Here is a 22807-nt window from a genome sequence, read left to right as displayed (position 1 = left end):
GAACCCGGCCGGTCAGGTGGTCGACGCGGTGTGCAGCCGACGGGCCTCCTTCACCAACCGGCTCGTGCCGCCGCGCGCGGCCACGTCCGCCAACCCTGGCACCTCGATGCGGACGCCGGTGGCGCCGGCCGTCTCGGCGGCCAGGGCGAGCAGGTCGGGCGTGCCACGCGGTGCGCTCGACCCGGCCAGCAACGGCGGCAGCGCCGCGGCGAGGAGCCGCCACACACTCAGCCGGGCACCGGCCGCGACCGCGTCCCGCAGGGGTGTCACCGCCCGTGTCAGCGTCACCTGGTTGTCCGCCGCCAGCCTGCCCAGCTGACCTCCGACGCCCGGGGCGTCCAGCTCACCGCCCGAGGCCAGCATCAGGAGAGCGTCGAGGGCGGCGACCCGGTCCGCCTCGTGTCGGGCACACAGCCCGTACGCCAGGGCCAGGTCGACGGCCGGACCGCCGACGCCGGTGCACTCGGCGAGTTGCGGCAGGACCGCGCCGAGCCCCTCGGCGTCCTCCTGCGCGGCGCTGGCGACACCGGGCAGCAGGCGCGCGGCGACCAGACCCCGATGCCCCGGCAGCAACGCCGGCCACAGGTCACTCCAGTCGGCGGGCCCCTGCCCGATCGCAAGGGCCGGCACGGTGAGCAGGCCGATCGGGTCCGCCACGCCCTCCGGCGGGCTGGTCGCGACGAGGGTACGCCGCACGGGCAGGTGGTCGTGGCCGGGGTCGAACCCGTGGCGGCGCTCGCGCCGGCCGACGGTGACCACCTCCTGCACGGGCGCCGCCAGGGCTTCCCCGCGCAGCCAGCCGGCCAGCTCGTCCCCGGCTGGTGTGCCGAGCGCCGCGGCGCGGGTGGCCAGGGCGTCGTCCACGCCGACGGGCAGCCGCAGCAGGGCCTGGGTGAGATCCCACCGACAGACCGGCCGGTCGCCGAGCGCGGCCAACCGTTCGTAGAGGGCCGCCGGGTCGACGGCCCCGGTGGTGTGGGTCGGGGCGGCCAGCAGCCCGGGGTCGTCCGCGCCGTCCAGACGCTGCCCGATCTCGGCGAGCCGGGCGCAGTAGAGCTGCATGAGCGGAGGCTGCCTGGACGGCGCGACCGGCGACCGGCGTCGGAAGAGCCGGTCCCTCCAGGTCACCGACTGGCCGAGGATGCGGGCCCACTGGTCGCGCCGACGGTGAGCCTCCGTCGGCGCGGCGACGGCCAGCAGCACACCGTTGAACTGGGCTCTTGGGCTGAACACCGCTCCGCCGCCGTTGTGCGCGCGGATCTCCGCGCGCCGCAGCACCGGCGGTAGGGCCGCCGCCAGCCCGTCCCGCTCGCGGGTGGCCAGTCGGACCAGCCCGTCGAGGACCCGCTCCAGCGTCAGCGCGGGCCACTGTCGACCGAGCAGCCCGGTGATCTCCTCCACCAGCTCGTCCACCCCGGTGATCGGGGGCGGCACGAGCGCGGGGCGGACCGGCGGCGGCAGTTCGTCGCCGGCCACCGCCACCGTGACGGTGGCGGCCGGACGGTGCCCGTGTCGCTGCGCCAGGGCCAGCGCGCGGTCCCGTAGATCGGCGGAGGGTTGGGCGGCACCCGACGCCAGGGTCTCGGCGATGTCGCCCGCCCGGTCGGGGTGCTGCCGGGCCAGTCGGTCCAACCAGGACAACTGGGCCCGCACCAGCGCCTTCTCCGGCCGACCCAGCACGACCCGCGCGGTGTCCAGCACCGACTCGAGGTCCGGGTCGCTGCCCGCCTCGCGCAGCGCCCGCTGCGCCAGGCCGGCGACCGGCCCCGGAGCGTCGGCGAGCAACCGCAGGTACGCGCTCGCCCGCGCCGTCACCTCGGCCGGCGCGGGTGCCAGCAGGTCGTGCAGGGTGAGGAACGGACGCAGCGCGGCCGGCCGATCGCCGCGCAACAGGCGGCCGAGCACCCCGTCGAGCAGCGTGGACCGGTCGAGTCGCCCCTCGGTCGCCAGCGCCACCAACGCCGGGGGCACCCCCTGCCCGGCGCCGGTGAACGTCAGGTCGGTGCCGATCCCGTCCACTTCGAACAGCCGGGGCAGCAGAACGTCCAGGTACGGGTCGGCGCGGAGCCGTTCGACAAGGGTCTGCGGCCGGCTCTCGAACCGTGCCATCCACAGCGAGTGCGCCCAGCCGGCGACGAACGCGTCCCCGGTGGGGGGCGGTGCCTTCTCCGCCAGCAGCAGCCCGGCGACGAAGTGCCAACCGTCCCACGAGCGACCGCGGGGCAACCGCTCGGCCAGCCGGTACGCCACCTCGGCCAACCAGGGCACATCCCGCAGGCGGGCCGCCGCGATCACCGGCTGCGGGTCGGCGTTACCCAGCTGGACCGACCGCCGGCCGAGCAGGGCGGACACCTTCGTGGCGGTGCTCAACGTGCCCACCGCGGCCACCGCCAGGGCGGTCGCCTCCTTGTCCACCCACCAGGTGTCCCGCCGGCTGCGCACATGGGCCGTCAACTCGTCGCCGAGCGCCCGGCGGGCGGGCTCGTCCAACGTGCTCAGCACCTCGCCGACGGCGGACACGTTGCCGAGGCTGAGGCACCTGAGGAAGTGGGTCACCGCCGCACCCCCACGACGGCGGACACGAGCGGGTTTCGGTACGTCTGCACGGCGCACACCGTAGAGCAACCGACCGACACGACTTCGACAGCGAGCGGCCGACCCGGGACCGCGCCCGGGCTCAGTTCGCGGCGGCGGGCGGCAGCACCTCGTCGGCGCGGTAGGTGCCCAGCGGCATGACCACCGGCTCGGGGCCGGTCGCGTCGACGAACGGGGTGGGCGAGTCGGCGACGGCGAACTGGGTCCGGTAGAGCTCGGCGTAGAGCCCGCCGACGGCCACCAGCTCGTCGTGCCGGCCCCGCTCGACGATCCGCCCGCCGTCGAGGACCAGGATCTGGTCGGCGTCGCGCACTGTGGAGAGCCGGTGCGCGATCACCAGGGCGGTACGCCCGGTCAGCGCCACCGCCAACGCCCGTTGCACCGCCGCCTCGCTCTCCGAATCCAGGTGGGCGGTCGCCTCGTCGAGGATCACGATCGACGGTGCCTTGAGCAGCAGCCGGGCGATCGCGATGCGCTGCTTCTCGCCGCCGGAGAAGCGGTAGCCGCGTTCTCCGACAGTGGTGTCCAGACCGTCGGGCAGCGACCGGACCAGGTCGGCCACCTGGGCGCCGGCCAGCGCGGCCCAGATCTCGTCGTCGGTGGCGTCGGGCTTGGCGTAGCGCAGGTTCTCGGCGATCGTCTCGTGGAACAGGTGCGAATCCTGGGTGACCACCCCGATCTCGTCGCGCAGGGACGCCAGCGTGGCGTCGCGGACGTCCACCCCGCCGACCAGCACCTGGCCGTCGCTGACGTCGTAGATCCGGGAGATGAGCATCGACAGCGTCGACTTGCCGGCGCCGGAGGGGCCGACCAGCGCGACCATCTGCCCCGGCTCCACGCTGAACGAGACACCCTTGAGCACCGGTTCGTTCACGGTGCGGTCGAGCGTGGCGACCTCCTCCAGCGAGGCGAGGGAGACCTCGGCGGCGCTCGGGTAGCGGAATCGCACGTCGCGGAAGTCGACCCGACCGGCCCCCCGGGGCACCGGCACCGCGTCGGGCTTCTCCACGATGCCCGGCGCGAGGTCGAGCACCTCGAAAACCCGGTCGAACGAGACCAGGGCGCTCATCACGTCCACCCGGACGTTGGAGAGCGCGGTGAGCGGACCGTACAGGCGGGTGAGCAGCAGCGCGAGCGTCACGACGGTGCCCGCGCTGACGCCACCGGTCACCGCCAGCCAGCCGCCCAGGCCGTAGGTGAGGGCCTGCGCCAGCGAGGCCACCAGCAGCATCGCCACGAAGAACGTGCGGGAGTACATGGCGGACTGGATGCCGATGTCACGGACCCGTTCGGCCCGGCCGGCGAACCGTCGTGCCTCGATCTCGGGCTGACCGAAGAGCTTGACCAGCAGCGCGCCGGCCACCCCGAACCGCTCGGTCATCGTCGCGTTCATCTTGGCGTCGAGGTTGTACGCCTCCCGGGTGATGTCGGCCAGCCGCCGACCGACCCGACGGGCCGGGATGATGAAGATCGGCAGCAGCACCAGCGAGAGCGCGGTGATCTGCCAGGAGAGGGTGAACATCACCGCCGCGGTGAGCACCAGTTGGATGACGTTGCTGACCACGCCGGACAGGGTGGAGGTGAACGCCCGCTGGGCGCCGAGCACGTCGTTGTTGAGCCTGCTGACCAGGGCGCCGGTCTGGGTACGGGTGAAGAACTGCAACGGCATCCGCTGCACATGGTCGTAGACCCGGGTGCGCAGATTGAAGATGATGCCCTCGCCGATCCGGGCCGAATACCACCGTTGGGCGAGGGAGAGCAGCGCGTCGGCGACCGCCAGCGCGGCGATGAACAGGGCCAGCCGCACCACGAGTTGGCCGGCCTCGGTGCCGCCCCGGTTGATCGCGTTGATCACGTCACCGGCGAGCACCGGGGTGGCCACACCGATGATGGCGGCCAGCACCACGGTGGCCAGGAAGACGACGATGTCGCGCCGGTAGGGCCGGGCGAAGGCGACGATGCGGCGGGCCACGCCGCGCTTGAGCCGGTGGGTGGCGACCTCGTCCCGGTTGCGCATCGACCGGAGCATGCTCCACCCGGCCATGCCGCCTCCGGACATCGGGTTGGACATCGTTCACCTCCGGGTTGTCGGGCAGACCGCGTCGTCAGGTCAATTCTCCCGACGACTGTGACAACCTCGGTCGTAACCCGGATCTTCCCGTGCGGTCCTTACCTATTCTCCGTGGCCCGCCAGGTCGCGCAGCCGACGGGTCTGTGCCTCCCGCTCGGCGCGCTGCTGGTCGGCGTGCGACCGCCCAGCCGCGCCGGCGAGCAACGCCTTGATCTCCACCACCGCGTCCCGGGCCCCGGCGAGCAGACCAGCGGTCAGGTCCCGGACCGCGTCGTCCACCTCGGCCGGCGGCACGACGAGGGTGGCCAGCCCGATCCGGTCCGCCTCGGCGGCGTCCAACCGGCGGCCGGTCGCGCAGATCTCCAGCGCCCGGGCGTAGCCGACCAGCTCGACGAGGCGCTTCGTGCCGGCCAGGTCGGGCACCAGGCCGAGGGTCACCTCGGCCATCGACAGTTTCGCGTCGGCAGCCAGAACACGCAGGTCACAGGCGAGTGCGAGTTGGAAACCCGCACCGATCGCGTGGCCCTGCACGGCCGCCACCGAGATGACGTCCGGACGGTGCAGCCAGGTGAAGCCGGCCTGGAACTCCGCGATGCGCGCGGCGCACTCCTGCTCGGGCAGCGTGGCCAGCTCGGCGAACGAGCCCGGGCCGGAGGCACCGGCCACCGCGAGGTCGAGGCCGGCGGAGAACGCACGCCCCTCGCCCCGGACCACCACCACCCGCACATCGCCGGGCAGGTCGCGGGAGAAGTCGCTCATCGCCCGCCACATGGCAGGCGTCTGGGCATTGAGCACGTCGGGCCGGCACAACGTCACCGTGGCAACCGGCCCGTCGCAGGTCAACCGAACCCCGGTCGCCTCGGCGGTCACCGGGCAACCCGGGGCGCGGTGCTGATGGACGACGCTGAGGGGCGGGTCACGCCTTCTTGCGGCGTCGGGCACCACCGCGCTGACGCAGCTGCACCCCGGACTCGGTGAGCACTCGGTGGATGAACCCGTAGGAACGGCCGGTCGAGGCCGCCAACGCGCGGATACTTTCCCCCGAGGTGTACCGCTTTACCAGGTCCTTGGCGAGCGTCTGACGCTCGGCTCCGACGATCCGGCGACCCTTCTCAGTGCTGGTGGCTGTGCCAGTGGCTGCCATGCTGTGTCCTCACGTCCCAGACTGTGCGGTTCGGATACGGTCCCACCTATTAGACCGCCTCGAACGATCATGCGCCAGATATCAACTCTTCGCCAACCGACACGCTATGCAATGTCAGCTTCCCGATAGAGTGATCCTGGCAATCGGCCCCCGTTCGGCCTCCGGGCGTACCCCCGTGGACGACGGCCGCCGCCGACGAGCCGTAACCTGCCGTCGTGATCGACCTGTTCAGCACGGCGGCCGGAGCGGCGGTGGTGTTCGCCGCGACCGACATCGACGACATCGTCATCCTGACGCTGTTCTTCGTCGCGGCCCGCGCCACCGGTCGACCCGGCCCGTGGCAGATTGTCGCCGGCCGATACGTCGGAATCGGCGCGCTCGCCTGGCTGGGCGGCCACCCCGGGGTGGTCCGGCTGGTCGCACGCACCGGCCACTGGCTGGTGCCGACGATCTTCATCGGCATCGGCGTGGTGATCCTGGTCAGCTCCGGCGTCCCCGGTCGACTGGTCGACCTGCTCGGCTGAGGACGCGGTCCGGCGTCCACCGCCGCACGGAGGTCAGGCCAGCTCGACCAGTTCGAGCAGGTCGTCGCTCCAGGCGTCCTCGTCGCCGTCGGGCAGCAGGATCGCCCGGTCCGGCTTGAGCGCGAGCACCGCGCCCGGGTCATGGGTGACCAGGACGATCGCACCCGGGTAGTTGGCGATCGCGTCGAGCACCTGCTCCCGGCTGACCGGGTCGAGGTTGTTCGTCGGCTCGTCGAGGAGCAGCACGTTGGCGCCGGAGCAGACCAGGGTGGACAGCGCCAGCCGGGTCTTCTCGCCCCCGGAGAGCACCCCGGCCGGCTTGTTCACGTCGTCACCGGAGAAGAGGAACGCACCCAGGATCTTGCGCAGGTCGGTGTCGGACTGCTCGACGGCGGCGGCGCGCATGTTCTCCAGGACGGTCCGCTCCACGTCCAGCGTCTCGTGCTCCTGGGCGTAGTAGCCCAACCGCAGGCCGTGACCCGCGTGCACCTCGCCGGTGTCCGGAGTGAGCAGCCCGCCGAGCATCCGCAGCAGCGTCGTCTTGCCCGCGCCGTTGAGCCCCAGGATGGCCACCCGGGAACCCCGGTCCACGGCCACGTTGACGTCGGTGAAGATCTCCAGCGAGCCGTACGACTTGGACAGGCCGGAAGCGGTGAGCGGAGTCTTGCCGCACGGGGCGGGGCTGGGGAAACGCACCTTGGCCACCCGGTCGGCGACCCGCACCTCCTCCAGGCCGGAGATCAGCTTCTCGGCCCGGCGGGCCATGTTCTGCGCGGCCACGGTCTTGGTGGCCTTGGCCCGCATCTTGTCGGCCTGCGCCATCAGCGCGCCGGCCTTCTTCTCCGCGTTGGCCCGCTCCCGACGACGACGTCGCTCGTCGGTCTCGCGCGCCTCCAGGTAGGCCTTCCAGCCGAGGTTGTACACGTCGACGACGCTGCGAGTGGCGTCGAGGAACCAGACCTTGTTGACCACCGACTCCAGCAGCGCGCCGTCGTGGGAGATCACGATCAGGCCGCCCTTGTGGTTGGCGAGGAAGCCCCGCAGCCAGGTGATCGAGTCGGCGTCGAGGTGGTTGGTGGGCTCGTCCAGCAGCAGGATGCCGCCGCCGTTCTCACCCGCGTCGCGGAACAGGATCCGGGCCAGCTCGATGCGCCGACGCTGACCACCGGAGAGGGTGCCGATGGTCTGCGCGAGCGCCCGGTCCGGTAGGCCGAGGTTGGCGCAGATCCGCGCGGCCTCGGCCTCGGCGGCGTACCCGCCCAGGGCCGCGAACTGGTCCTCCAGCGCGCCGTAGCGGCGGACCAGCTTGTCGTCGGCGTTCTCGGCGAGCTGCTCCTCGAGCTCCTTCATCTGCGCCATCAGCACGTCCAGACCGCGTGCCGACAGCACCCGGTCGCGGCCGGTCACCTCCAGGTCGCCGGTGCGCGGGTCCTGCGGGAGGTAGCCGATGGCGCTGCGCTGGTCGATCTGACCGGCGTACGGCTGCCCCTCGCCCGCGAGCACCTTCAGCGTGGTGGTCTTGCCGGCGCCGTTGCGACCGACCAGGCCGATCCGGTCACCGGGCTGCACCCGCAGGGTGGTGTCGGACAGCAGGATCCGGGAACCGGCACGCAGTTCCAGGCCGGTGGCAGTGATCATGGTTGCGGGCTCGCTCTCGGGGTCGGAAGGCTGACTCGGGGCACGCGAAACGGCCGGCGGGCTCGATGAGCCCGACGGCGCGGGGCGGTTCAGCCTTCGCAGCGCAGCACCCGACAAGTGTACCGGGCGTCGCCGAGCGGTCCGCCCGGATTACCAACCAAGATCATCGGGTACCGGAACGCCTGTCCGGACCCCGTCCGGCACGTGACGAACGAAACGACACACAACAGACACTCACCGGCATACGGCGATCGGGGTCAGCATGGAACTCAACGAGCGGGCCGAGCTCGACACCTCCCAGGCCAACGACCTGGGTCGCGGGTCGGGCGGCGGCGGGTCGGGCGGCGGCGGATTCGGCATCCCCATCCCCGGTGGCGGCGGCCGGGGCGGCATCATCGGCATCGTGGTGGCCGTGCTCATCGCCCTGCTCGGCGGCGGGTTCGGCCTCAACGCCATGACCAACGGCGACGAGGGCGGCCAGGCCGGCGGCGGTGACCTGGACCAGGTGTGCTCCACCGCCAACCCCGACCGCCTCGACGACGCCCGCTGCCGCAACCTGCTCTACGTCAACAGCATCCAGGCCTACTGGCAGACGGCGTACCCGGAGCTGGGCAGGGGCGACTACGAGCCCACCACCACGAACTTCTTCCAGGCCGCCGTGAACACCGGCTGCGGGCAGGCCGACTCGGGCGTCGGCCCGTTCTACTGCCCGGCCGACCGGAAGGTGTACATCGACCTGAGCTTCTACGACGAGCTGGCCTCCCGGTTCGGGGCCAAGGGCGAGTTCGCCCAGCCGTACGTGCTGGCCCACGAGTACGGGCACCACGTCCAGAACCTGCTCGGCACCAACGCGAAGGCCGGCCAGGGCGACCAGAGCGGCCCCACGTCCGCCTCCGTGCGGCTGGAGTTGCAGGCCGACTGCTACGCGGGCGCCTGGGCCAGGCACGCCACCGAGAGCAAGGACAAGACCGGCCAGGAGCCGCTGTTCACGTCGATCACCCAGACCGACATCAGCGAGGCCGTGCAGGCCGCCGAGGCCATCGGCGACGACAGCATCCAGGAACGCTCCGGCGGACGGGTCAACCCCGACCAGTTCACCCACGGCACATCCGAGCAGCGCAAGCGCTGGTTCTCCCAGGGCTACGACCGCGGTGACCCGAAGACCTGCGACACCTTCGGCACCGACCAGCTCTGACCTGCCCACGCCCGACCCGACCCGCCCCGCCAGCGCCCATCACGCTGGCGGGGCGGCTGTCGCACTAGTCGAGCTTGGAAACCTGGTAATGCGCGATCAGCCAGGCGTCGTCGACCCGCCGCACGATCACGCCGAGGTGCACGGTCAGGGTGGGGCGGTCGACGAAGCCGAACCGCACCTCCAGATAGCCGAGGACGAGGTCGTCGGCGAGTCGGCGGGCCTCCCGGATGTCGTACGCGGCGGTCAGCCCGAGCGGCTGGGCGGCGTAGTACGCGGCCACCCCGGCCCGGCCCACGGTGTACGGGTGCAGTCCCTGGAAGATCGCGTCATCGGTGAAGGTCGACGCGACCCGGTCCGGCTCGTGTGCGTCGACCGCGGACTTCCAGCGGTCGAGGACGGTCCGGAGAATCTGGGCGTCGGCACTGGACATGGTTATCTCCCTTCATCGGCCGGGCGGCGGAGAACCGACTCGACTCCCGGCGTGCTGAGCCTGCCGGTGGTGGCGGTCATCCGGTCGTCCGGCGCGTCATCGTGCGACGGAAAGCGGTGGCGCAACGCGCCGGCAGCGACCGCAGCCAGTGCAACGACCACGGCGCCGAGAAGCAGCGCCTGGCGGTAGCCGTCCCGCAGGAGCGGGGTAACCGCCAGCGGCCCAATGATCTGCCCGGCGCTGTAGCCCGTGGTGAGGATCGCGACAGCCCTCGGGACCCCCAGGTGTGCCCCGATGGCGAGGGCTGTGGTGGCGATGCCGAGGAAGGTCCCGCCGAAGATGAGCGCCGAGACGAGGGCGACCTCGGTCCGGCCGGTCAGCACCGGCAGCACGACACCGACGGTCTGCACGAGGAGGGCGACGAGCAGCACCGTCGGCCGCGACCACCTCCCGGCGAGCCCGGCCCACAGCGCCGCGGACGGCAACGCGGCGAGCCCGACGAGGATCCAGGCCCCACTGCCGACCCAGTCGGGCGCGCTCTGATCGATCGCGGCGACCAGGAACGTACCGGCGATGATGTAGCCGATCCCCTCCAGGCTGTAACTGGTCAGCAGCGCGGCGAACGACCGTGACCCGATGCGGTGGTCAGAACGCACGGCCGTCGGCGGGTCCGCCGCACCGGGGTCGAGCCGCCAGGCCATGACCGCGCAGGCCAGGGTCAGCGCGGCGGCCCACCACCAACTCTCCTCCCAGCTGCCGACGGTGCGCATGACCAGCACGAGGGCACCGGACAACGCGATGCCCGCACCGACCCCGCCGAACGCCCAACCCGCCAGGTGCTGGGCCCGCCCACGCAGCCCGGAGAGCACGGCGTCGACAGCGATGACGAAGATCAACGCGCTGACGACTCCCGCCACCAGTCGGAGGCCGATCCAGAGGGCCCCGGCGCGGCCGGCCGGCATCAGCGCCAACGTGCCGACCAGGATCACCAGCGACACCCGCAGCGTCCGTCGGGAGCGCAGCAGCGCGGGGGCGACGATCGCGGCCATCGCGCCGAGAAGATATCCGAGGTAGTTCGCGGTGGCCAGGTTCGCGCCCAGTCGGGGCGACAGCCCCGCGTGCTCCTGCATCAGGGGCAGGATCGGCGTGTAGACGAACCGCCCGATGCCCATCCCGGCGGCCAGCGCCGCCGCGGTTCGTCCGACGATCCGCCACGACCGATCAGGCGGGGTCGCGGCGTCCTGCACGGTGCGCTGCGCAGCCATCGGTACCTCCTGGGTGACGGCCGGCAGGAACGCTGCGTGGTCCCTGGGTTGTCGTGACCAATCGTGGGCCTGAGCAGGGACGTTCTGCCAGGACCGGTTTCCTCTCCGGTGATAGGCACCGGCTCTCACCGCCGTACCATGAGCCAGGTGGAGCTACGCCAGCTGCGCTACTTCGTCGCGGTTGCCGAGGAGTTGCACTACGGTCGGGCGGCGACCCGTCTGCGCATCGCCGGCCCGTCGCTCTCCCAACAGATCAAAGCTCTGGAACGAGACCTGGGCGTCCGCCTGTTCGACCGCAACCGCCGCGGGGTCACGCTCACCGCCGCCGGGGAGGCACTGCTGCCCCGCACCCGGGCCCTGCTCGACCAGGCGGAGGAGTTGGTGCGCTGGGCGGCCGGCATGTCCACGGCCGGCCCGGTGCGGTTGGGCTACGTCACCTGGCGTCCGGCGGACCTCGTGACACGCGCGTCGAGAGCCGCGCAGCTGCACGTCGACACGTGGGAGCTACCGTCGCACGCCCAGGCACGCCGCGTCGCCGACGGCAGCATCGACCTCGCGATATGTTGGATCCAGGCCGACGACCTGACCACCTACGACCTGGTGGCGCGGCCGATCGGCGTGCAACGCCTCGCCGCCGTCTCCCCCGGCGTCGACGCATCGGCGGTACGCGCCCAGGACACGCTGGTCCTGACCGACGCCGACTCCGCCACCTGGTCGTCCTGGAACCGCTACGCCGAGGCATTCGCCCGCGACACCGGCGCCCAGGTCGTGCGCATCGACGACGGGGGCATCACCGGACCAGCCTTCTTCGCCCATGTGCGCCGGCTCCGCCGCCCGATCGTCGACTCCCCCCGAGGGCAGAACCTGCCGGTGCCGTCCGACCTCGTCGTGCGACCGGTGGTGGATCCCACGCCCTACTGGACGTGGGCCCTCGTCTCCCGTCGCGACGAGACCCGCGAGGCCGTGCGGGCCACCGTCGACGCCCTCACGCACGACGTCGCTCCCGCCGGCTTCGACCGTGACACGGCGTGGATCCCGCCAGGCGACCCCCTACACGACTATCGAGGCGGCTGACCCGGGTCGTTCGGGTGCGGCGTCAACGGTGTCACGGTCTCGCGCCGCCAGGCACGCAGCGGCATCGACGCGAGCACCGCCTCCAACTCGTCGGCGTCGTCGGCCTGGAACAGCCCCCAGGTACGCCACTCCCCCGGCGCCAGCGGCGGCCGCCAGAGCCGCAGCAGGCTGCCCTGCGCCGTCAGCTCGGCCGAACGCGCCGCCTCCCGCGCGCGCATCGCGGCCACCCCGTCCTCCGACGTGCCCTCGGGCACCGTCGTCACCATGTCCACCAGAAACTCCACGTGCCCATCCTCCGGCCGTCGACGCCGCGGCAGGCCGGGAACCCCGTTTTGCGTGGTGGTCGTCTCCTGCCCTCAGCCGGGTTCCGGGTCACGCAGCCGGATGTGCACCGCCCGCGCCGCCGTCACCGCCGCGACGAGAACCGCGTGCCGGGGTTCCGGCACGTCGAGCAACCGCTCCGCGCGCAGCGGCACGAGCGGGGCCAGCCGCCGGTCGGCCAGCACGATGTCGACCGCCCGCCGGTCCCCGCCGCACACCACCGCGGTCAGCGTCGCCACCTCCGGCAACAGCAGCCGTACGGCCAGGTCGGCCGCGTCACCCATCGCCGCCTTGGCCTGGTTGTCCCGCCGCCGGGCGAACCGCTGCTGCGACCATCCCCCGGCGGCGGTGCGCCCCTGCACGTAACGACTGTCCACCTTGGAGACGACCAGGTCGCCCCCGTCGGCCACGCCGACGGCCACCGCGCCCTTCCGGGCCAGCAGCAGGCCGATCCGGCGGGGCGCGACAGCGGCGGCCACGAACCGGGCGACGTCGTCGCCGACCGGAGCCCCCGGCGGGGCATACAACCCGGCGGTGGACCCGTCGGCGGCGGTGAGCAGCAGCCCGTACTCCCGCGCGGTGGTGGTGTGCGGGCCGTGCCGCTCGGCGAAGCCCTCGACCCAGCGGCCGACGCGGGCGGGGTCGACCTCCACCCAGCGGCCACCGCCGGCTGCGGGTCGACTGGTCATCGTCCGACCGTACGGCACGGCCCGGTGTGTCCGGTGCTCAGCCCGACAGCAGCGCGAGCACCGCCAGCGCGGCGATCAGCGCGCTGGAGACCAGGCCGGTGACCGACCGACCGCGCGGACTGCTCAACGCCCGCCCGACCACGGTGCCGCCACCGGCGATGAGCAACTGCCAGCTCGCCGACGCGAGGAACACACCCGCCACGAACAGCGCCGCCGGGAGCAGGCCCGCGCCGGTGGTGTCCGGGCGCCCGAGCACCAACGCGACGAAGTAGAGGACCGTCGCCGGATTCAGCAGGGTCAACCCGAGCAGCGCCGCGTAGGCCCGCCCCGGAGTGCCCATGCCCCGACCGGCCCGCGCCGCCGGCGCCGCCGCCGAGCGGTGGGCAGCCCAGGTCCGCCAGAGGCCGTGCGCGGCGAGCCCCAGCAGCACCACGGCCGCCACCACCCGCAGCGGCCCGGCAACCGGCGCGATCATCCCGGCCAGGCTCGCGCCGCCCAGCGCGGCGACCGCCGCGTACAGGCCGTCGGCGGTCGCCACCGCGAGGGCCGCCGCCGCGCCGACCCGGAACGAGGTACGGGCACTGAGCCCCAGGATGAGGATCGCGATCGCGCCGACCGGGATGGCGACACCGTAACCGGCCACCAGACCGGCGAGGAACGCCCCGGTCATGGCCATCGGTGGCGGATCGAGGCTCGCCCGGGAACCGGCCGCTGTCGACGCACGGCAGTCGCCGCACGGACAGAGACCTGCATCGGGTACGCCTCAATCACACAGGCAATCCTGCGGGCCGAGCCCCCACCCCCGCCACCGTTTTTCGCCCCGCGCCCCGCGCCCCGCGCCCCGCGCCCCGCGCCCCGCGCCGCCAAGATCGTGCTTGAACCAGGATGTAGTGGCCTCGGCGAGCCGCCGAGGCCACTACATCAATGTTCGAGCACGATCATGGGGTTGAACGGGCCTCGTCGGGCCGGTCAGCGCTTCCCGGCGGACCACTGGGGGTCGCGGCCGAGGTAGGCGAGCAGGACGCTGGCCTCGTCGGCCTCCGGACCGGTGGTGATCGCCGGGGCGTACGCGCCGTAGTTCCGCAGCGGTTCGACGATCTGCCGGGCGACCACCAGCAGGGGGCGGGTCAGGTCGTCGCCGAGCGGGGACGGCTGACCGGTGGCCGTCGCGATGTCCCAGGCGTGCACCGCGGCGTCGAGGGCGCACGCGACGGCACCGACGTGGGCCGGGAGCTTGCCCTGGGGCAGCGGCGTGGGCACCTGCGGGTTGTCGTCGGCGACACTCGCCCAGGCGCGGGCCGAGGCGTCGAGAGCGGCGCGCAGGTCGACCATCTTGTCACCCTCGATCCGGCCGGAGGGCGCGAACGGGTCCTCCGCCGGCCCCGGGCCACCGACGATCGCCGCGGCGAAGGCGAGCTGGTCACCTGTCGCGTGCTGGAGCACCTGGGTGACCGTCCACCGGTCGCACGGGGTGGGTCGGTCCCAGGCGTCGGCCGGGACCCCCTCGACGGCCGTCCGGAGTGCCCTGTGCGCCTCGTCGAGCACGATCCGCCACTGCACCGCTGCCATCTCGCTCATCGTCTTGGCCTCTCCGTCGATCCCGTCCGGCGAGCGATCCCACTCGCCTTAGAGCGGAATATTCCGCTCTGTTTGCTGCCATCAGCCTATCAGACCGGAACGATCCGTTCCACAATCGGGACCGACGAATGTCAGAACGCAACGAGCGCGGCACCCCGGACGGGGTACCGCGCTCGAAGGACGGGATCGGTCAGACGTTGAAGCCGAGGGAGCGAAGCTGGTCCCGACCCTCGTCGGTGATCTTGTCCGGGCCCCACGGCGGCAGCCACACCCAGTTGATCCGGATGTCGTTGACCAGGCCGCCGCCGGGGCCGGTGGTCAGTGCCTGCCGGGCCTGGTCCTCGATCACGTCGGTCAACGGGCAGGCCGCCGAGGTGAGCGTCATGTCCAGGGTGGCGACGTTCTCGTCGTCGACGTGTACGCCGTACACCAGACCCAGGTCGACCACGTTGATGCCCAGCTCCGGGTCGACGACGTCCTTCATCGCCTCCTCGATGTCGGCGATCATCGCCTTGCTGACGCCGCCCGCCGGGGTGCCGGCGTCGCCGGCCTCCGGCGTGGCGTCGCCGTCGGTCGTCACGGCTTCGGTCTGCGGCGCCGCGGTGGCGTCACCGGCCTCCGGCGTCGCCGCAGTTGCCGTGTTCTCGCTGCTCATGCCATCACTCCGCTTCGCTCCGTGCCGCCACTGGGCAGCACTGCGCTGCACCAATTGTTCGCTCGCCGATTCGCTCGCTGACGCTCGCTCATGCCGTCACCTCCGGGTTGACGCCCACGCCGGCACGTGCCGCGGCGTCCTTGAACGCCATCCACGGCAGCAGCGCGCACTTCACCCGGGCGGGGTAGCGGGCCACGCCGGCGAAGGCCACCCCGTCGCCGAGCACGTCCTCGTCCGGCGTGACCTGGCCACGTCCGGACATCAACTCCACGAACGCCTCGTGCACCTCGAATGCCTCCCCGGCACCCCGACCGCGCAGCAGCTCGTGCAGCACGCTCGCCGAGGCCTGGCTGATCGAGCAGCCCATCCCGTCGTACGAGACGTCGTGCAGGACCGTGCCGTCGGTGGCCACCCGGACGGTGACCTCGTCACCGCAGGTCGGGTTGACGTGGTGCGCCTCCGCGACCCGGTCGCCCGCGTCCTCGGCGTCGCGCAGGCCACGCCCGTGCGGGTGCTTGTAGTGATCCAGGATGATCTCCTGGTAGAGCTGGTCGAGCTGCACCATCAGTCGAACACCTTCCGCACCTGCTCCAGACCGGCCACCAGAGCGTCGATCTCCTCGGTGGTGGTGTAGAGGTAGAACGAGGCCCGGGTCATGGCCGGGACGCCGAACCGGCTGCACACCGGCTTGGCACAGTGGTGACCCACCCGCACCTGCACGCCGAGCGAGTCGAGCACCTGACCCACGTCGTGCGGGTGCACGTCGCCGAGCGCGAACGAGATGGTGCCGCCCCGCCCCACCGGCACGGTCGGGCCGAAGATCCGCAGGTCCGGCACCGAGGCGAGCGCGTCCAGCGCGTACGCCGTCAGCTCCTTCTCGTGCCACTGGATGGCCCGCATCCCGACGCCGGTCAGGTAGTCCACCGCCGCGCCGAGGGCGACCGCCTCGGCGATCGGCGGGGTGCCCGCCTCGAAGCGGGCCGGCGGCGCGGCGAACGTCGAGCGGGCCATGGTGACCGTCTCGATCATCGAGCCGCCACCCATCACCGGCGGCATCGCGGCCAGCAGCTCACCGCGGCCCCAGAGCACACCGATTCCGGTCGGGCCGCACATCTTGTGCCCGGTGAAGACGATGTAGTCGGCGTCCAGGTCGACCACGTCGATGGGCAGGTGCGGCACCGACTGCGAGCAGTCCAGCAGCAGCAGCGCGCCCACCTCACGGACCCGGGCGGTGATCCGGGAGGTGGCGTTGACCGTGCCGAGGATGTTGGACGTGTGCACCAGCGAGACGATCTTCGTCCGTTCGGTGACCAGGTCTTCCAGGCCGGACTCGTCCAGCCGGCCCTGGTCGGTGACCGGGAACCAGCGCAGGGTCGCGCCCGTCCGCTCGCAGAGCAACTGCCAGGGGACGATGTTCGAGTGGTGCTCCATCTCGGAGATCACCACCTCGTCACCGGGGCCGAGCCGGAAACGACTGTCAGCGTCCGGGCGCAGCGAGGCGTTCGAGAAGGCGTACGCCACGATGTTGATCGCCTCGGTGGAGTTCTTGGTGAACACCACCTCGTCGACGCTCGGCGCGTTGATGAACGCGGCGACCTTCGCCCGCGCCCCCTCGTACGCCTCGGTGGCCTCGGTGCCCAGGGTGTGCACCGAGCGCGACACGTTGGCGTTGTGCCGCGCGTAGTGCTCATCGAGCACGTCGAGCACCTGGCGCGGTTTGTGGGAGGTGTTGGCGCTGTCGAGGTAGACCAGCGGGTGCCCGTTGATCTCCCGACCGAGGATCGGGAAGTCGGCGCGCACCCGGGCCACGTCGAAACGCGGCACGTCGTCGTACTGCGGCATCCCCTCGGGGATCGCGATGCTGGTCATCTCGGCAGCGCCTCTCCCGCTCAGGCCTTGGCCGTGCCGGCCCCGGCGGCGTACCGCTCGTAGCCCTCGGCCTCGAGCTTGTCGGCCAGCTCGGGGCCGCCCTGCTCGACGATCCGGCCGGCGACGAACACGTGCACGAAGTCCGGCTTGATGTAGCGCAGGATCCGCGTGTAGTGGGTGATCAGCAGCACGCCGGTGTCGCCGGTGTCGCGGACCCGGTTGACGCCCTCGCTGACCACGCGCAGCGCGTCCACGTCGAGGCCCGAGTCGGTCTCGTCGAGGATCGCGATCTTCGGCTTGAGCAGCTCCAGCTGGACGATCTCGTGCCGCTTCTTCTCACCGCCGGAGAAGCCCTCGTTGACGTTGCGCTGGGCGAACGCCGGGTCCATCTGCAGGCGCTCCATCGCGCCGCGCAGCTCGCCGCCCCAGGTCCGCAGCTTCGGGGCCGCACCGTCGATGGCGGTCTTCGCGGTCCGCAGGAAGTTCGCCACCGAGACGCCGGGCACCTCGACCGGGTACTGCATGGCCAGGAAGAGGCCGGCGCGGGCACGCTCGTCGACCGTCATGGCGAGCACGTCCTCGCCGTCGAGGGTCACCGTGCCGCCGGTGATCTCGTACTTGGGGTGACCGGCGATCGAGTACGCCAGGGTGGACTTGCCGGAGCCGTTCGGCCCCATGATCGCATGGGTCTCACCGGAGCGGACGGTCAGGTCGACGCCGGCCAGGATCGGCTTGAGCTCACCCTCGGGCAGCTTGACCGACACCTTCAGGTCGCGGATCTCCAGGGTGCTCATTATCGGGTCACTCCATTACTCGGCGTCAGGCTGAGGTAGATGTCGCCGTCGCGGACTTCGACGGGGTAGACGGGGACGGGTTCGGTGGCGGGCAGCCCGCTCGGCTCGCCGGTGCGCAGGTCGAAGCGCGAGCCGTGCAGCCAGCACTCCAACGTGCAACCGTCGACCTCTCCCTCGGAGAGGGCGACCGCGGCATGCGAGCACTCGTCGTACGCCGCGTAGAAGGTGCCGTCCTCGCCGTGTACCAGGGCGATCGGAGTGCCGTCGACATCCGCGCTGATCGCGGTGCCCTTCGGCACGTCCTCGGTGGAGCAGATCCGGATCATCAGGCGCCGGCCTTGGTCAGCCGGGCCTCGATCGCGTCACCGAGACGCTCGCGCAGCGACTCCACCGGGATCTTGTTGATCAGCTCCGCGAAGAAGCCGCGGACCACCAGACGACGGGCCTCACCCTCCGGGATCCCCCGGGCCATCAGGTAGAACAACTGCTCGTCGTCGAAGCGGCCGGTCGCGCTGGCGTGGCCGGCGCCGGCGATCTCGCCGGTCTCGATCTCCAGATTGGGTACGGAGTCCGCCCGCGCGCCGTCGGTCAGCAGCAGGTTCCGGTTGATCTCGTACGTGTCGGTGCCGGTCGCCTCGGCCTGGATCAGCACGTCGCCCACCCAGACGGTGTGCGCGTCCGCGCCCTGCAGGGCGCCCCGGTAGCCGACGTAGCTGCGGCAGTCCGGCACGTTGTGGTCGACCAGCTGCCGGTGCTCCAGGTGCTGACCGGAGTCGGCGAAGTAGACGCCGTACAACTCGGCCTCGCCACCCCGACCGGTGTATTCCACGCTGGTGAACTGCCGGACCAGGTCACCACCGAGGGAGACCTGGATGTGCACGACCTTGGCGTCCCGACCCAGCTTGACCTTCAGGTGCTGGGCCTGGACCGCGTCGTCGGCCCAGTCGGCGATCGTGACCAGGGTCAGCTTCGCGCCGTCGGCGACCAGCACCTCGACGTTGTCGGCCAGGGTGGCCGACCCGACGTGCTCCACCACCAGAGTCGTCTCGGCGAAGCGACCCACCTCGACGAAGGTGTGCCCGAACGCCGGCTGCTCGGTGCCGGTGCCGACCACCCGCAGGCGCACCGGCTCACCGAGCACCGCCTCGGGGTCGACCCGCACCAACAGGGTGTCGGCGGCGGCGCCGTAGGCCAGCGCGCTGACCCGGTCCACCGGGGTCAACACGCTCCCGACCCGCTCGTCGTCGCGGCCGATCCGGGTGATGGTCACGCCCTCGGGCAGGTCGCCGTACTCGTGCCGGACCGCTCCGGTCGCGGCCGGCGCCTCATCCGACGACTCCAGCTCGGCGTGGCTGGCGCCGTCGCCGGTCAGACCGCGAAGACGCTTGAGCGGGGTGAAACGCCAGTCCTCCTCCAGGCCGGTGAGGGCCGGGAAGTCGGCGACGTCGTACGAGCGCAGCGCCTGCGACTTGGTGCTGGGCGGCGGCGCGGATGCCTGGGTAGTCATCTCTTCCTTGGTCTGTCATGAATCGGAGGGTCGAAGCGGGCGGGACCGGACCCGGCGGACCGGGCCCGGGTCCGGCCGTGGCCGGGCGGAGGCGGCGTCAGCCGACCGCGCCCTCCATCTGAAGCTCGATCAGTCGGTTGAGCTCCAGCGCGTACTCCATCGGGAGCTCCTTGGCGATCGGCTCGATGAAGCCGCGGACGATCATGGCCATCGCCTCGTCCTCGCTCAGGCCCCGGCTCATCAGGTAGAAGAGCTGGTCGTCGCTGATCTTCGAGACGGTCGCCTCGTGCCCCATCGCCACGTCGTCCTCACGGATGTCGACGTACGGGTAGGTGTCCGAGCGCGAGATGGTGTCGACCAGCAGCGCGTCGCACTTGACAGTGCTCCGGCTGTGGTGCGAACCCTCCAACACCTGGACCAGGCCACGGTACGAGGTGCGGCCGCCACCACGGGCGATCGACTTCGACACGATGGTGCTGCTCGTGTGGGGCGCCGCGTGCACCATCTTGGCGCCGGCGTCCTGGTGCTGACCCTCGCCGGCCATCGCCACCGAGAGCACCTCACCCTTGGCGTGCTCGCCGGTCATGTAGACCGCCGGGTACTTCATCGTCACCTTGGAGCCGATGTTGCCGTCGACCCACTCCATGGTCGCGCCCTCGTGGCAGACGGCACGCTTGGTGACCAGGTTGTAGACGTTGTTCGACCAGTTCTGGATGGTCGTGTAGCGGCAGCGCGCGTTCTTCTTGACGATGATCTCCACGACCGCGCTGTGCAGCGAGTCGGAGGAGTAGAGCGGCGCGGTGCAGCCCTCGACGTAGTGCACGTACGCGCCCTCGTCGACGATGATCAGGGTCCGCTCGAACTGGCCCATGTTCTCGGTGTTGATCCGGAAGTAGGCCTGCAGCGGGATCTCCACGTGCACGCCCTTCGGCACGTAGATGAACGAGCCACCGGACCACACGGAGGTGTTCAGCGCGGCGAACTTGTTGTCGCCGACCGGGATCACCGTGCCGAAGTACTCCTTGAAGATGTCCTCGTGCTCGCGCAGCGCCGTGTCGGTGTCCAGGAAGACGACACCCTGCTCCTCAAGGTCCTCACGGATCTTGTGGTAGACGACCTCGGACTCGTACTGCGCCGCCACACCGGCGACCAGCCGCTGCTTCTCCGCCTCCGGGATGCCCAGCCGGTCGTAGGTGTTCTTGATGTCCTCCGGCAGGTCCTCCCAGCTGGTGGCCTGCTTCTCGGTGGACCGCACGAAGTACTTGATGTTGTCGAAGTCGATCCCGGTGAGGTCCGCGCCCCAGGCCGGCATCGGCTTGCGGCCGAACAGCCGCAGGCCCTTCAGGCGCAGGTCGAGCATCCACTCCGGCTCGTTCTTCTTGGCCGAGATGTCCCGCACCACCGCCTCGTTGATGCCGCGCTGGGCAGCCGCCCCGGCGGCGTCCGGGTCGGACCAGCCGTACTCGTACCGACCCAGGGCGGCGAGCTGCTCTTCCTGGGTCAGGGGCTGGACGATCTGCTCGGTCATCTATCTGTCCTCACAGTGGTGACGGGATTACCGGATTGAACACGGCCCGGCTGGGTCGGAATGTGCGTGGTGCACACCCCGTCGCCGTGCGCGATGGTGGCCAGGCGCTGCACGTGGGTGCCGACCAGACGGGAGATCACCGCGGTCTCGGCCTCGCACAGCTGGGGAAACTCGGCGGCCACGTGCGCCACCGGGCAGTGGTGCTGGCAGAGCTGACCGCCCGAGGCGATCGTGGTCGCGTTGGCAGCGTAACCCTCGGCGGTGAGCGCCGCGGCGAGTGCCTCGGCACGCGCGAGGGGGTCGTCGCCGGCGTCCTCCATGGCCGCGCGGCAGCGGGACTCAAGAGCGGAAACCTGCTCGGCGGCGAACGCCTCCACCGCGTCCGAACCGCCACTGCGGGCGATCCAGCGCAACGCGGCGGTGGCCATGTTGTCGTAGTGGTGTGTGCCACAGCGGACCCGGCCGGCCTCGGTCAACATGAACACCTTGGCCGGACGCCCCCGGCCACGGCTGCCCTGCACGGTCTGCTCGCGGGCGAACACGTCACCGTCGGCGAGCATCGCGTCCAGGTGTCGACGGATCGCCGCCGGGCTGAGCCCGAGGGCCACGCCGAGCTGCGCGGCGGTGGTGGCCCCCCGCTCCAGCAGCAACTGGGTGACGCGGTCGCGGGTGGAGATCTCCGCGGCCGTGGCACCTGACGTGCTCACGGCGGGCGCGGACGTGGGCGCACCGACAGCCGGACCGGCCGTCGGCTGCTGCCCGGAGAGCGCCGCCGCGTTTTTCACAACGCCAACGTTACGTAATTGCCCGGACTGTCGCAAACCCGGGTCCCGGTGATCCGAGCCACCGCGTCGCCGGAGTCGGACGAACCTCGATCACTACGGTGCGTAGGATTTGCGCCGTGAACCGAATCGTCGGCCAGGTCTCCGACACTCTGCTGCGCCGCCTCGCGCTCGCGTCGATCATCGCGAACGTGGGGATCGTCGTCACCGGGGGGGCCGTCCGGTTGACCGCCTCGGGCCTCGGCTGCCCCACCTGGCCCCGGTGCACCGACGATTCCTACGTCACCACACCTGAGATGGGCGTGTACGGCGTGATCGAGTTCGGCAACCGGATGCTGACCTTCGCGGTGGGCCTCATCGCGCTGGCCACCCTGCTGGCCGTGCTGGCGCACCGACCCCGCCGACGCGGGCTCGTCCCGCTGGCCGTCGCCGTCTTCCTGGGCATTCCCGCCCAGGCGGTGATCGGTGGGATCACCGTGCTCACCAACCTCAACCCGTGGGTGGTCGGCCTGCACTTCCTGGCCTCGATGGCGGTGATCGCCGCCGCGTACGCCCTCTGGCGGCGCATCGGCGACCCCGACGGCCCGACCGTGGCCACCGTACCCACGCCGCTGCGCACCCTCGCTCGGATCACCACCGGCGTCAGCGTCGCGGTACTGGTCATCGGCACCTGGGTCACCGGCAGCGGCCCGCACGCCGGCGACCACGGCGCCGCCCGCAACGGACTCGACCCGGAGTCGATCTCGCAGGTGCACGCGGACGCCGTCTTCCTGCTGATCGGCCTCTCGGTGGCGCTGATCTTCGCGTTCCGCGCCGTCGGCGCGCAGCGCGCCACCCGCGCCGCGATCGTCCTGATCGCCGTGGAGCTGGGTCAGGGAGTGATCGGCTTCGTGCAGTACTTCACCCACGTGCCCGCCCTGCTGGTCGGGGCGCACATGCTCGGCTCCTGCCTGGTGCTGCTGGCGACCCTGTCCGTGCAGTGGTCCACCCGGGAACGCCGCCCGGTCACCCGGGCCTCGCAGGCCACCCCGGCCGACGCCGCCACCCCGGTCCCCGTCACCGCCTGACAACGCTCCCGGGATCCCGGGCCGCCCCGCGCCGCCACTTCCCCCGCGCCGTGCGCCGTGCGCCGTGCGCCGTGCGCCGTG

General features: G+C 71.7%; 23 protein-coding genes. 4 read left to right on the top strand and 19 right to left on the bottom strand.

All coding sequences use genetic code 11. The annotated features are described in order from the left end of the window. Positions 1 to 12: 12 nt before the first annotated feature. The 4 genes from GA0070612_RS15705 to GA0070612_RS15690 all read right to left on the bottom strand — a co-directional run bounded on the left by GA0070612_RS15705 (position 13) and on the right by GA0070612_RS15690 (position 5810). Positions 13 to 2556, bottom strand: coding sequence for a DUF6493 family protein (locus GA0070612_RS15705; protein WP_088988571.1), 2544 nt, complete (start codon positions 2554 to 2556; stop codon positions 13 to 15). A gap of 121 nt (positions 2557 to 2677) precedes the next feature. Continuing rightward, positions 2678 to 4654, bottom strand: a complete 1977-nt coding sequence (locus GA0070612_RS15700; protein WP_197699438.1) for an ABC transporter ATP-binding protein — start codon at positions 4652 to 4654, stop codon at positions 2678 to 2680. A 114-nt stretch (positions 4655 to 4768) separates the two neighbouring features. Continuing rightward, complete coding sequence (locus tag GA0070612_RS15695; protein WP_088988569.1) at positions 4769 to 5536, bottom strand: enoyl-CoA hydratase/isomerase family protein; 768 nt, start codon at positions 5534 to 5536, stop codon at positions 4769 to 4771. A 46-nt stretch (positions 5537 to 5582) separates the two neighbouring features. Next, positions 5583 to 5810, bottom strand: coding sequence for a helix-turn-helix domain-containing protein (locus GA0070612_RS15690; protein ID WP_007462679.1), 228 nt, complete (start codon positions 5808 to 5810; stop codon positions 5583 to 5585). A gap of 215 nt (positions 5811 to 6025) precedes the next feature. On the opposite strand from GA0070612_RS15690, the gene GA0070612_RS15685 reads away from it, so the two are divergent. After that, entirely contained in the window at positions 6026 to 6334 is a 309-nt protein-coding gene (locus tag GA0070612_RS15685; protein ID WP_088988568.1) for a hypothetical protein, read from the top strand. A 33-nt stretch (positions 6335 to 6367) separates the two neighbouring features. Here the strand turns inward: GA0070612_RS15685 and GA0070612_RS15680 are convergent, their stop codons facing one another. Continuing rightward, positions 6368 to 7972: an ABC-F family ATP-binding cassette domain-containing protein gene (locus GA0070612_RS15680; RefSeq protein WP_088988567.1), complete on the bottom strand. Its 1605-nt coding sequence runs from the start codon at positions 7970 to 7972 to the stop codon at positions 6368 to 6370. A gap of 262 nt (positions 7973 to 8234) precedes the next feature. Here GA0070612_RS15680 and ypfJ point away from each other — a divergent pair, with 262 nt between their 5' ends. Next, on the top strand, positions 8235 to 9167 hold the full coding sequence (gene ypfJ / locus GA0070612_RS15675) for a KPN_02809 family neutral zinc metallopeptidase (RefSeq protein ID WP_088988566.1): 933 nt from the start codon (positions 8235 to 8237) through the stop codon (positions 9165 to 9167). Between the two features lie 64 nt (positions 9168 to 9231). On the opposite strand, the gene GA0070612_RS15670 is transcribed toward ypfJ, so the two are convergent. After that, complete coding sequence (locus tag GA0070612_RS15670) at positions 9232 to 9597, bottom strand: YybH family protein (protein ID WP_088988565.1); 366 nt, start codon at positions 9595 to 9597, stop codon at positions 9232 to 9234. A gap of 2 nt (positions 9598 to 9599) precedes the next feature. Beyond that, positions 9600 to 10862, bottom strand: a complete 1263-nt coding sequence (locus GA0070612_RS15665) for a YbfB/YjiJ family MFS transporter (protein WP_197699385.1) — start codon at positions 10860 to 10862, stop codon at positions 9600 to 9602. A 147-nt stretch (positions 10863 to 11009) separates the two neighbouring features. Here GA0070612_RS15665 and GA0070612_RS15660 point away from each other — a divergent pair, with 147 nt between their 5' ends. Then, positions 11010 to 11936, top strand: a complete 927-nt coding sequence (locus GA0070612_RS15660) for a LysR family transcriptional regulator (protein WP_088991532.1) — start codon at positions 11010 to 11012, stop codon at positions 11934 to 11936. On the opposite strand, the gene GA0070612_RS15655 is transcribed toward GA0070612_RS15660, so the two are convergent. The 12 genes from GA0070612_RS15655 to GA0070612_RS15600 all read right to left on the bottom strand — a co-directional run bounded on the left by GA0070612_RS15655 (position 11921) and on the right by GA0070612_RS15600 (position 21662). Further along, positions 11921 to 12220 carry a muconolactone Delta-isomerase family protein gene (locus tag GA0070612_RS15655; RefSeq protein ID WP_088988564.1) on the bottom strand — a complete coding sequence of 100 codons (300 nt, stop codon included), beginning with the start codon at positions 12218 to 12220 and terminating at the stop codon, positions 11921 to 11923. The genes GA0070612_RS15660 and GA0070612_RS15655 overlap by 16 nt on opposite strands. Before the next feature lie 72 nt (positions 12221 to 12292). Then, the gene (locus GA0070612_RS15650; protein ID WP_088991531.1) at positions 12293 to 12946 is read right to left on the bottom strand and encodes an acVLRF1 family peptidyl-tRNA hydrolase; all 654 of its coding nucleotides are present in this window, start codon (positions 12944 to 12946) and stop codon (positions 12293 to 12295) included. 37 nt (positions 12947 to 12983) lie between these two features. Further along, the gene (locus GA0070612_RS15645) at positions 12984 to 13616 is read right to left on the bottom strand and encodes a LysE family transporter (protein WP_088991530.1); all 633 of its coding nucleotides are present in this window, start codon (positions 13614 to 13616) and stop codon (positions 12984 to 12986) included. Between the two features lie 299 nt (positions 13617 to 13915). Continuing rightward, positions 13916 to 14524, bottom strand: a complete 609-nt coding sequence (locus tag GA0070612_RS15640) for a TIGR03086 family metal-binding protein (protein WP_088988563.1) — start codon at positions 14522 to 14524, stop codon at positions 13916 to 13918. A 190-nt stretch (positions 14525 to 14714) separates the two neighbouring features. Then, entirely contained in the window at positions 14715 to 15179 is a 465-nt protein-coding gene (locus GA0070612_RS15635) for a metal-sulfur cluster assembly factor (protein WP_088988562.1), read from the bottom strand. An 88-nt stretch (positions 15180 to 15267) separates the two neighbouring features. Beyond that, positions 15268 to 15741 (bottom strand): Fe-S cluster assembly sulfur transfer protein SufU, encoded by a 474-nt coding sequence (sufU, locus tag GA0070612_RS15630; protein WP_088991529.1) that lies wholly within the window; start codon positions 15739 to 15741, stop codon positions 15268 to 15270. 2 nt (positions 15742 to 15743) lie between these two features. Beyond that, positions 15744 to 17048 (bottom strand): cysteine desulfurase, encoded by a 1305-nt coding sequence (locus GA0070612_RS15625; RefSeq protein WP_088988561.1) that lies wholly within the window; start codon positions 17046 to 17048, stop codon positions 15744 to 15746. 20 nt (positions 17049 to 17068) lie between these two features. Continuing rightward, positions 17069 to 17842, bottom strand: a complete 774-nt coding sequence (gene sufC, locus GA0070612_RS15620; RefSeq protein WP_088988560.1) for a Fe-S cluster assembly ATPase SufC — start codon at positions 17840 to 17842, stop codon at positions 17069 to 17071. After that, positions 17842 to 18168, bottom strand: coding sequence for a non-heme iron oxygenase ferredoxin subunit (locus GA0070612_RS15615; RefSeq protein WP_088988559.1), 327 nt, complete (start codon positions 18166 to 18168; stop codon positions 17842 to 17844). Before GA0070612_RS15615 ends, sufC begins: the two co-directional genes overlap by 1 nt. Further along, positions 18168 to 19349: a Fe-S cluster assembly protein SufD gene (gene sufD, locus GA0070612_RS15610; RefSeq protein ID WP_088988558.1), complete on the bottom strand. Its 1182-nt coding sequence runs from the start codon at positions 19347 to 19349 to the stop codon at positions 18168 to 18170. Before sufD ends, GA0070612_RS15615 begins: the two co-directional genes overlap by 1 nt. 97 nt (positions 19350 to 19446) lie before the next feature. Then, positions 19447 to 20877 carry a Fe-S cluster assembly protein SufB gene (sufB, locus tag GA0070612_RS15605; RefSeq protein WP_088988557.1) on the bottom strand — a complete coding sequence of 477 codons (1431 nt, stop codon included), beginning with the start codon at positions 20875 to 20877 and terminating at the stop codon, positions 19447 to 19449. Continuing rightward, positions 20874 to 21662, bottom strand: coding sequence for a helix-turn-helix transcriptional regulator (locus GA0070612_RS15600; protein WP_408630553.1), 789 nt, complete (start codon positions 21660 to 21662; stop codon positions 20874 to 20876). The genes sufB and GA0070612_RS15600 overlap by 4 nt, the downstream gene beginning before the upstream one ends. A gap of 98 nt (positions 21663 to 21760) precedes the next feature. Here GA0070612_RS15600 and GA0070612_RS15595 point away from each other — a divergent pair, with 98 nt between their 5' ends. After that, positions 21761 to 22726, top strand: a complete 966-nt coding sequence (locus GA0070612_RS15595; protein ID WP_088988556.1) for a COX15/CtaA family protein — start codon at positions 21761 to 21763, stop codon at positions 22724 to 22726. Positions 22727 to 22807: the final 81 nt, after the last annotated feature.

This window comes from Micromonospora chokoriensis (genome assembly GCF_900091505.1).
GTDB classification, from domain to species: Bacteria; Actinomycetota; Actinomycetes; order Mycobacteriales; family Micromonosporaceae; genus Micromonospora; species Micromonospora chokoriensis.
This window is presented reverse-complemented; position numbering and strand designations above follow the sequence as displayed.

Excerpts from the sequence above, each read along its gene's own strand:
- GA0070612_RS15700 (WP_197699438.1), bottom strand. The coding sequence starts at position 4,654 with ATGTCCGGAGGCGGCATGGCCGGGTGGAGCATGCTCCGGTCGATGCGC.
- GA0070612_RS15690 (WP_007462679.1), bottom strand. The coding sequence starts at position 5,810 with ATGGCAGCCACTGGCACAGCCACCAGCACTGAGAAGGGTCGCCGGATC.
- GA0070612_RS15680 (WP_088988567.1), bottom strand. The coding sequence starts at position 7,972 with ATGATCACTGCCACCGGCCTGGAACTGCGTGCCGGTTCCCGGATCCTG.
- ypfJ (WP_088988566.1), top strand. The coding sequence starts at position 8,235 with ATGGAACTCAACGAGCGGGCCGAGCTCGACACCTCCCAGGCCAACGAC.
- GA0070612_RS15670 (WP_088988565.1), bottom strand. The coding sequence starts at position 9,597 with ATGTCCAGTGCCGACGCCCAGATTCTCCGGACCGTCCTCGACCGCTGG.
- GA0070612_RS15665 (WP_197699385.1), bottom strand. The coding sequence starts at position 10,862 with ATGGCTGCGCAGCGCACCGTGCAGGACGCCGCGACCCCGCCTGATCGG.
- GA0070612_RS15650 (WP_088991531.1), bottom strand. The coding sequence starts at position 12,946 with ATGACCAGTCGACCCGCAGCCGGCGGTGGCCGCTGGGTGGAGGTCGAC.
- GA0070612_RS15645 (WP_088991530.1), bottom strand. The coding sequence starts at position 13,616 with ATGACCGGGGCGTTCCTCGCCGGTCTGGTGGCCGGTTACGGTGTCGCC.
- GA0070612_RS15640 (WP_088988563.1), bottom strand. The coding sequence starts at position 14,524 with ATGAGCGAGATGGCAGCGGTGCAGTGGCGGATCGTGCTCGACGAGGCG.
- GA0070612_RS15635 (WP_088988562.1), bottom strand. The coding sequence starts at position 15,179 with ATGAGCAGCGAGAACACGGCAACTGCGGCGACGCCGGAGGCCGGTGAC.
- GA0070612_RS15625 (WP_088988561.1), bottom strand. The coding sequence starts at position 17,048 with ATGACCAGCATCGCGATCCCCGAGGGGATGCCGCAGTACGACGACGTG.
- sufC (WP_088988560.1), bottom strand. The coding sequence starts at position 17,842 with ATGAGCACCCTGGAGATCCGCGACCTGAAGGTGTCGGTCAAGCTGCCC.
- GA0070612_RS15615 (WP_088988559.1), bottom strand. The coding sequence starts at position 18,168 with ATGATCCGGATCTGCTCCACCGAGGACGTGCCGAAGGGCACCGCGATC.
- sufD (WP_088988558.1), bottom strand. The coding sequence starts at position 19,349 with ATGACTACCCAGGCATCCGCGCCGCCGCCCAGCACCAAGTCGCAGGCG.
- sufB (WP_088988557.1), bottom strand. The coding sequence starts at position 20,877 with ATGACCGAGCAGATCGTCCAGCCCCTGACCCAGGAAGAGCAGCTCGCC.